At 36.0% G+C, this 7,110-nt stretch carries 6 protein-coding genes and 1 pseudogene; 5 read left to right on the top strand and 2 right to left on the bottom strand.

Annotated features, from left to right (window positions below; genetic code table 11):
* Nucleotides 1–298: 298 nt before the first annotated feature.
* The 5 genes and pseudogenes from BM390_RS15015 (at nt 299) to BM390_RS14995 (ending at nt 4,273) form a co-directional block, all read left to right on the top strand.
* Nucleotides 299–619: a PadR family transcriptional regulator gene (locus BM390_RS15015; protein ID WP_062321357.1), complete on the top strand. Its 321-nt coding sequence runs from the start codon at nt 299–301 to the stop codon at nt 617–619.
* Complete coding sequence (locus BM390_RS15010) at nt 612–1,811, top strand: DUF2812 domain-containing protein (RefSeq protein ID WP_089855738.1); 1,200 nt, start codon at nt 612–614, stop codon at nt 1,809–1,811. Before BM390_RS15015 ends, BM390_RS15010 begins: the two co-directional genes overlap by 8 nt.
* 361 nt (nt 1,812–2,172) lie before the next feature.
* A pseudogene (locus BM390_RS15895) lies at nt 2,173–2,274 on the top strand (YkvA family protein); the annotation flags it as partial.
* 620 nt (nt 2,275–2,894) lie between these two features.
* On the top strand, nt 2,895–3,377 hold the full coding sequence (locus tag BM390_RS15000) for an RNA polymerase sigma factor (RefSeq protein ID WP_062321353.1): 483 nt from the start codon (nt 2,895–2,897) through the stop codon (nt 3,375–3,377).
* Complete coding sequence (locus BM390_RS14995; RefSeq protein WP_089855736.1) at nt 3,377–4,273, top strand: zf-HC2 domain-containing protein; 897 nt, start codon at nt 3,377–3,379, stop codon at nt 4,271–4,273. Before BM390_RS15000 ends, BM390_RS14995 begins: the two co-directional genes overlap by 1 nt.
* A 702-nt stretch (nt 4,274–4,975) precedes the next feature.
* Here BM390_RS14995 and BM390_RS14990 read toward each other — a convergent pair.
* Together BM390_RS14990 and BM390_RS14985 are read right to left on the bottom strand one after the other, a co-directional pair.
* Nucleotides 4,976–6,247 (bottom strand): RidA family protein, encoded by a 1,272-nt coding sequence (locus tag BM390_RS14990; RefSeq protein ID WP_089855733.1) that lies wholly within the window; start codon nt 6,245–6,247, stop codon nt 4,976–4,978.
* Between the two features lie 535 nt (nt 6,248–6,782).
* Nucleotides 6,783–7,010 carry a hypothetical protein gene (locus BM390_RS14985; RefSeq protein ID WP_177220746.1) on the bottom strand — a complete coding sequence of 76 codons (228 nt, stop codon included), beginning with the start codon at nt 7,008–7,010 and terminating at the stop codon, nt 6,783–6,785.
* Nucleotides 7,011–7,110: the final 100 nt, after the last annotated feature.

Below are 7,110 nucleotides of genomic sequence, written 5' to 3'. Positions count from 1 at the left end.
TTGAGTGTTGGCAAGTGGTTTTTTGTATATTTTTGGCCGGATTTGACCAACATGAATTAACTGCCTTAAACTACATTTCAATTATGCCATATACATTCAAGTAAAAGTGTACAAAAGTTGAACAAGTAGATAATTATTTACGTGATCTTTTATTGTTGCAAGAAGAAAAAAATGAAAATTACTTCTATTTTTATTTACAATAGAAATTTGCTAATGTATTATTATGTTACACGATATATCGCTTAACATAATAACGCGATACATAACATTTTAAAGAACCAAAGAGGGGGTGTAAGCAATGGCATATAACGGGGGACCGATGACAGAAGCAATGTATTACGTACTACTTGCACTTATGCGGCCTAACCATGGGTATCAGCTTATACATACAATTACAGAAGTATCAAATGACAGATTAAAAATGGGACCTGGAACACTTTACGGAGTACTCTCACGCATGAAAAAAGACGGTCTTATATCTCTAGCAGAAGATGATGGCAGAAGGAAGACCTATCAAATAACACCAGAAGGGGAACAGGCTTTACGTATAGAGTATGGTCGATTACAAGCTCTGATAAAAGATAGCAGAATTTTAGAGGAAGGTGATGAGTATGAATAAAACAGTCCATAAACTTCGACCCAGTGATTATTGGCGAATTGGTGAGCATGAAAGTTGGTTTGCAGACATGGCGGCTAAAGGGTTGCATCTAAAAAAGATGGGAATACATTTCGCAAAATTCGTTAAAGGTGAACAGAAGAAAATGAGATATAGAATAGATGTATCCATAAAGAAGAAGATTTCACCAGAACAAATACTAATGTATGCCGAAAGTGGTTGGGATTATGTAACAAGCTATAATTCTTTTCATGTCTTTTCATCACCGGAAGAACGCAAGGCACCAGAACTTCATACAGATCCCCCTGAACAGGCTTATACATTAAAGGAACTGGACAAGAAATTAGCTTCAAATGCTGTTATAGTAGTTGTCTCGGCGATTTTAATTATCGTAATGAATTTTGCTATCTGGTTTCTTGATGGGACACCGACCTTAGTTATGGTGGAAGGTGGTACTGTTCAGCCATTAATTTTAGCGATTTTCTTCGCATACACAGTCTATAATTCGCTCCGAGCATCCATTTCCATTCGTGCATTGCGAAGAAAACTTATCGAAGGAAAACCAATTACTCATCATGCTCCGTGGAAGAAGCACCACCGATTACATTCTACTATCGCTTTTCTCTTTACAGTAGTAGTTGGATTGAGTGCTATCATTCCATTCGTTCAGCTGGTAAAGATGGATACGAAAACATTGCCTGAAGCAAATCTTGACTTACCGATTGTCAGGTTAGCTGATGTAGAAGAGAACCCAGCATTGGTTCGAGCGGAACCTTCCTATGTGAATAGCAATGTGGACTGGGGCAACCGGTATTCGTATGATTGGAGTCCATGGGCACCTGTGCAATATGAAACAGATGAACAGGGTGTGGTTCCCGGAGAAATGTGGGAGGACGAAAGCGGTGAATATTCACCAGCTATTCATACACAGGTTTATCAGCTAAGTATACCAACTCTGGCGGATAATCTGATTTCTGATTTAATAGAAAGATATAGATATGAAGATAGCAGAGAAGATTTTGTTGAAACAGAACATCCAGACCTGGATTTTTTGATTGTTCATGTGGAAAAGGAAATGAAAGAAGTGTTTGCTTTCAAAGGAAAAGCGGTCATGCATGTTAGGTATTATGGCTATGCAGATATAAATTCAGTAATAGAAAACATAGTGGAGAAGATTACCTTAATTTCAGATTAATGTTGTCCTATTTAACAAATAGATGCATTTCCAGAGTTAGGATCTGCGCTTTTTACATAAAAGGACCAGCTTATTTTGTAAATGCAATTGAAGATTTCTTAACTATTAAATCGAAAAGGAGTTGTTTTACATGACACAAGAATTTTCGGATAAAGAATTGAAAAGTCAATTGAGTGGTCATTCGAAAGAAGCAGAACGCCTACTGAATGACGAGGATAAGATGGAGAAGTTCTTAGAGCGCATGGAGCGGAAGCTTCAGAAAGTACCGATGGTAGGTAATAAACTGTCGAGTATTCCGATGTTAATTTCGCTTGCTCGAGCTTACATTAAAAAAGAATACCGCGAGATACCAATCGGTAGTATGATTGCGGTTGTGAGTGCACTACTATATTTTGGCTCGCCTGTTGATTTAATTCCTGACTTCATCCCAGTTGCGGGTTATTTAGATGATGCGGCCGTTATTGCCTTTGTCTGGACACTGGTAGAAGATGATGTAACTGAATATAAACAGTGGCAAAAAGCCAATGGGAAACGTGTTCTCGAGGATGAGTAAGTAAGTAAGACGTACAAAGCTATTTGACTTTGTGCGTCTTATTTATTTTGATTTTTTTAATGACGCTGGTATAAGATAAATGGTTATAGTATGATTAAAATGTATTTACATAAAAAGTAATATTAGGATTATTAATTGCTCGGACGGAGGGAATACATGAATTAGTATTCTAAGTTGTTGCTGGTCATTGTGGCAAATCTCATTATTTTGGTTACTAGCTTTTTTTCTGATGTGAAAGCCCTATTTAATCAAACGAGGTATCAAGAATTAAATGAACGGAATCTCCGTTACTCTCGTATATGTAGCTGTGAAGATCTGAGAACATTTGAGCTAATAAATCTTTCATAATAAAGCATACAGTTTTGAATAAAGCATTTATTTTAAGTATTGGATTAGCTGAATGATCGTTATTCTTTTAATAAGCTTGATTAATTAAGTGGTCGATAGGCGAACGATATTCTATCGGCCATTTGAATATTTTTATGTAAGATTATTAACGTTTGTGCGTCTTATATATAGGGGGTGAAAAAGTGACGGAGCTTGAAGAGATTTACAATGAGTATTTTAAGGACGTATACCTCTTCATATACAGTTTATCAAAAGATAAACATATTGCGGAAGATTTGACGTCTGAAACATTTGTAAAAGCAATGAAGTCAATTGAAAGCTTTAAGGGAAATTGTGATATCAAGGTGTGGCTATTTCAAATCGCAAAAAACTCATATTATTCTTATGTAAGAAAACATAAGCGCTTAATTGAGCTCGAGGCAGTACCGGAAAAGAAAAGTGATGATAACTTGGAGAAGTCAGTGTTTTTAGCTGAAGCATCGATGGAGATTCATGATATTATTCATCATTTATCTGAGCCATACAAAGAGGTGTTTTCGCTAAGAGTTTTTGGAGAGTTGAGTTTTAAGCAGATTGGTCGTTTGTTTGGGAAAACCGATAATTGGGCCTGTGTCACTTTTCACCGGGCTAGACATAAGATCAGAGAAGAAATGAGGGATAATTGATGAAAGTCACTTGTCATGTTATTAAAGATATGTTGCCGTTATATTCAGAAAATATGCTGAGTGAAGACTCATGTAAAATGGTTGAAGAACATATTGAACAATGTCAGAACTGCAAGAATGACCTAAATGACATGCGCACGTTTAATGAAGTACCAGTAAATAGGGATGTTTCTCCTTTACTAAAAATCAAATCAACGTTACGTAAGAAGAAAATTCAGACGGTCATACTCTCTGTCTTGTTTTCAATGATATTTTTTATTGTCGCATTTGCTTTTTTGACTGAACCAGAGTATATCCCATACAACGAAAGAAGTGTCACTATAAATGAGATTGGAAATGGCTCAGTCCTAGCTCAGTTTGATGATTCAATAAATGGCTATGATATTGATAAATATTTAACAGATGATGGATATGTCTATCACGTTACAACATGGACTAATATTTGGAACAGGAATATAAAAAAATCTCATATTAACAATACGCTTTTAAATCCAAATGGTGAAAATGTGACGTCTGTCTATTACTACAATGCCGGTGTAAGTGAAGATGTATTGATATTTGGTCAAGAAATAGAGCCCGATGGAGGCGTTATAACATTACCAAGATTAAATTTATCTTATTACGTTATAATTGCTGCGGGATTAGCTATAGTGAGTGGATTAGTTATGCTAATCAATCGCCGTAATAAAACAGTGTTTACATTCTCGCTGAAACTTTTCTTTTTACCCGTAGCTTATTTAATAGCACATCTACTTATTAAAGGATTTACATCCACATCATATGCAGCAATAAGAGATTTTTATCTCATATTATTAATTGTGATGCCGCTTTATAGTGCTTTTATATTGATGTGGCATTTAACCAGCAACTATAAAAACAACAAAACGTTATTGTAAAATTAGAAATAATTTACGGGAGATGTATAAGGTTTTACTACTTGCGATTATCATAATCCCAAGTAGTAAAATGGGAGAGTTGATAATATTTTTAGTGAGAGAAAAAGAACGTAAGTTGCTAAAGGCGGATATATATAGAAAAACTTTCAGATGGAAGCGGTCAACGGACGGTATTAAATTGAAAAATCGCCTTTTTAAATGAGTTTATCTAGGACAAATATGCGTCTTATTTTCGACCAAAAGCACATGATTCTCTGAACCTGAAAAAGGTTTCTAGATTGTTAGGGGGAATTTTAGCATTAATAACTTTCCTATTACTATTGATCGGAATACTCATTTTTCCATTATTTTAGAATGATAGAACAAACATACTTATATTAAACGCCATATAAGTATGTTTGTTTCACGCTTGACCTTCTCACAGCGCCCACCATCGTGAGAGGGTCATTTGTTTAATCGGAAATAGGGACTCTTACTTTGGACTTTTAATCATAGCAAAGTATCGCTGAATACTAAAAAAGCATCAAGATCTTCGCCTTAATCAGCTAAAATCTCGATGCTTTTTCGTTTAAACTGTTTAAATAAAACGGTTACTTTTTATATTTGAGACAACAGCTTTTAGTGCTTTAGATTTAAAGTTTCATTCACCGTCTTCATTAACAAGTCACTTTAAGTATTTGCGCATTGACTAATTAATGTTTGTTATACTTGTGGAGGTGTACCTTCAGCGTTTGATACAACGGCATCGATTTGAATTAAAGCATCTTTAGGTAAAGCAGATACACCAACGGTTCTTCTTGCAGGGACACCGTCTGGGAAGAATGTTGTGTAAACTTCATCTACCGTATCAATATCTGTAATATTTTTAAGGAAGATATTGACCTTTACTACATCGTCCATAGCGTGATCGATACTTTCTATAATTGCTTTAATATTTTTTAAGCACTGCTCTGATTGTTCTTTTACACCACCAACCACGATTTCACCCGTTTTAGTATCCAAAGGTAATTGTGCTGAGATGTGATTGTAGTGAGAAAATGCTACCGTTTGTGTAGACAAAGAACTGATTGGTGCATTTTCTGTATTATTTGCCTTGATGACGATTCCGTGTCTGTCTTCTATAAGTTGTGGAGGCGTACCGTCTCCGTGTGACACAACTGCTTCAATTTGCACTAATGCATCCATTGGTAATGCTGACGCTTCGACAGTTGTTAGAGCCGGCATATAGGCCACAGCTCTCGCAATCGCCGAATCCGGGAAGAATGTTGTATATACTTCATTCACCGCATCAATATCTGAAAGGTTCTTTAAGAAAATATTTATTTTAACAATATCATCAAAAGGAACGTCAATACTCTCTAAAATTGCCTTAATATTTTTTAAGCACTGTCCAGTTTGCTCTTTTATACCGCCAACAACCAATCTACCTGTTTTAGGATCGATAGGCAATTGAGCTGAAAGATTATTGTAGTGTGAGAAAGCTACCGTTTGTGTAGAAATAGCACTTGTTGGTGCATTTACCGTATTGTTTGTCATCTTTATAAGGTCGCCTGCTTGCGGTGCGTTTGGAATTGTACCTTCACCATTTGAAACAAGCACTTCAATTTGTACCAACGCATTCATTGGCAGTGCTTCAACTGCAACGATTGTTTGTGTAGGAACGTAAGTTGGGAAGAATGTTTTTAATACTTCGTCTACTGCATCAACATCTTTGATATCCTTAAGAAATACACTAATTCTAACAACATCGCTCATAACATGGTCGATGCCCTCTACAATAGTCTTAATGTTGTTAAAGCACTGCTTCGCCTGCTCTTTTACTCCGCCAGATACTAATTCACCAGACGTTGGATCAATAGGTAATTGTGCTGAAAGATTGTTGTAATGAGAGTAAGCGACGGTTTGTGAATATGGTCCAATACTTTTGGGAGCGCTTTCTAAATTTCTTGCTAATACTGTATTATAATTGCTCATGGTTGTATTCCCCTTTTAAATGTTTTTTAGTTAAGCTACATAAATAACCCATGTTTCGCTCCGTAAAAGTCGGTTTTAATCTTTTAATAACTAATGAATTTTTGAAAAATTACGAATAAAGACTAGAATTACACCTGAAATCATTCAAACATATGGCATGATTGGAGGATGGTACCTATCATCCAATCAGTAATGTTAGCGCTTCAACTTACTTGATTACGTTAGCTGAACTGATGACATTCTCACATAAATGAAAAACAATGCTCACTAAAAAACGGCCTTAATTTTTGAGTGAGTCATGTTTGGATTGAACTCTCAGCCTAGTTATATCAAGGATTTAATGCCTAATTTCTGCGGGTAAACGTGAGTTAGTAACCCAATGGCGGTTACTGTAGAGGCAATTATAACAAGCTTTTTTTATTATTACTACATTTTTTTATAAATTGTTATTGAACTACCCCCACCAACATTCTCACGAATGTTTGAGGAAGGGGATTCCGTAAGGACACCCTAAAGGGGACTCATGCTCGTTCAACTAAGCATAGGTTTTTCTACTTTCCAACCGCCGCAAACCTATTTTCTCAACATCTGTTAAAGCATGTTGGGGAAATAGTGTGTTCCAGGAACACAACTTACTTTGGTCGAATTGTTCTGTCTGGTAGAACACATGGGTTCTGACAAAAGACAGGGTGCGCGTCATATACGCCCATTGCGCCCAATGATGTAGACCTTGTTTCTGCTCTGGAACAAGTGAATACAACATCGGTGGAGGCCACTGAAAAAGTCCAAAAAAGATCGGATACCTCATTTAATCATAGGCATCCGGTCTTTTTTTCGATAAAATAGAAGTATCAATAATAGGT

The sequence above is a fragment of the Halolactibacillus miurensis genome (assembly GCF_900116255.1).
GTDB classification, from domain to species: Bacteria; Bacillota; Bacilli; order Bacillales; family Amphibacillaceae; genus Halolactibacillus; species Halolactibacillus miurensis.
Note: the sequence above shows the minus strand (reverse complement) of the source record. Positions and strands in the feature narration are given on the sequence as shown.

Excerpts from the sequence above, each read along its gene's own strand:
- BM390_RS15015 (WP_062321357.1), top strand. The coding sequence starts at position 299 with ATGGCATATAACGGGGGACCGATGACAGAAGCAATGTATTACGTACTA.
- BM390_RS15010 (WP_089855738.1), top strand. The coding sequence starts at position 612 with ATGAATAAAACAGTCCATAAACTTCGACCCAGTGATTATTGGCGAATT.
- BM390_RS14995 (WP_089855736.1), top strand. The coding sequence starts at position 3,377 with ATGAAAGTCACTTGTCATGTTATTAAAGATATGTTGCCGTTATATTCA.
- BM390_RS14990 (WP_089855733.1), bottom strand. The coding sequence starts at position 6,247 with ATGAGCAATTATAATACAGTATTAGCAAGAAATTTAGAAAGCGCTCCC.
- BM390_RS14985 (WP_177220746.1), bottom strand. The coding sequence starts at position 7,010 with ATGTTGTATTCACTTGTTCCAGAGCAGAAACAAGGTCTACATCATTGG.